This window comes from Motilimonas sp. E26 (genome assembly GCF_021278025.1).
GTDB lineage: Bacteria > Pseudomonadota > Gammaproteobacteria > Enterobacterales > CBDFNC01 > Motilimonas.
Genome location: NZ_JAIBHJ010000073.1, coordinates 1 through 1,298 on the forward strand (window position 1 = coordinate 1; position 1,298 = coordinate 1,298).

The 1,298-nt window shown below is 50.1% G+C and carries 1 protein-coding gene; it reads right to left on the reverse strand.

What is annotated here, in order from left to right; genetic code table 11:
* On the reverse strand, positions 1-1,298 hold a 1,298-nt coding region (tssI, locus tag K1M91_RS21165), incomplete at both ends, for a type VI secretion system tip protein TssI/VgrG (protein WP_232804242.1).

Genomic DNA, 1,298 nt, shown 5'->3' on the forward strand with positions numbered 1-1,298 from the left:
ACAATCACTTCGTGGCCAATACGTGGGATGGCCATCATGCCGTATTGGGTGCCGGCCCAACCTTGAGACACGCGTACCCAGCAGCTGGCGTTTTCGTCATTGTTGGAGTAACGATCCCACGGAAATTGCACCTTAACGCGACCATGCTCATCACAAAATATCTCTTCACCCTCTGGGCCGGTAACAATGGCGATTTGTGGACCATCAACCCGTGGTTTAGCATCGGGCTGCGGCTTCCATTGACGGTCGGCGGGGATCACGGTGAGCTGGTTGTGATATTGAGTGAGGCCTTCGCCGCCAGCTTCTTCAAGGGCTTGGGGCTGGGTGCCGCTGTGCTGCAGTTGCACGATTTGCCAATCACGGTTAAGGCTGACGTTAATGTGCTCGGTTAAGTCAAAGCGCAGCCCGGCACATAGGATAGGTAAGTTACTGGTGCCCGTGGCTTGTATGCTGTCGCGGGTTAAATAGTGCTGGCGTGCGGTGCTGAACATGTTACCGCTGGCGTCGTTTTTGTAACGACCGGGGTAGTCATAGTGTTCATAATCGCTGCGCTGAAAATCAAGGCCAGTGGCGTGTTGATTTTGTAAAAAATGGTAGGCTGGTTTTTTAAAGCTGTAGTCTTTTAGCTGCACATTATGAGGGCGAATTTGGCTTTGCAGGCGAAACCCGCTGATAAACGGGCCTTTAAAATAGCCGCCGGCGTTGGCGTTGTAAGGCACGGGCTGAGTGTAGGTGAACATTGATTGGGAGTTATCAGCAAAAATAACCGTGTGTTTGTCTTTGCCATGCTCAAAATAATAAAACAAGCCTTCTTCCGCGGCTAAGCGTTGCACAAAGGCTAAATCGGTTTCGCGGTATTGCACACAAAATTCACGAGTGGTGGGCGTGTATTTTTGTGCAAAGGCGTAATCGGTAATGCCCATTTCTTGCAAGATAATGCTGATGATTTCAGCAACATTAAGCTGCTGAAAGATACGGCTGTTTTGTCTTAATGCCAAACGCGCCATGCTGGCGGTGAGAGTCAGGGTGTAACGGGTGTGATGGTGGCCAGTGTCACCGACACTAAATTGGCTAACAATGCCATGAATATCACGTTGGCGCTCACCGTCTTGCCACACGGTTAAGGTGGCGGTTTTGTCGACCACATCATTGGCGCTGAGATCGCTATTACGGCTGGCAAGCTGGCAAACAAATGAAAAAGGATCCGAGAGGGATTCTTTACCGGAAAACTCAGTGATCTCAAATGTTTCGGGATCGAGGGTTTGTGCAGTAAAGGTAAATTGCAGTCCAGTTTTGTC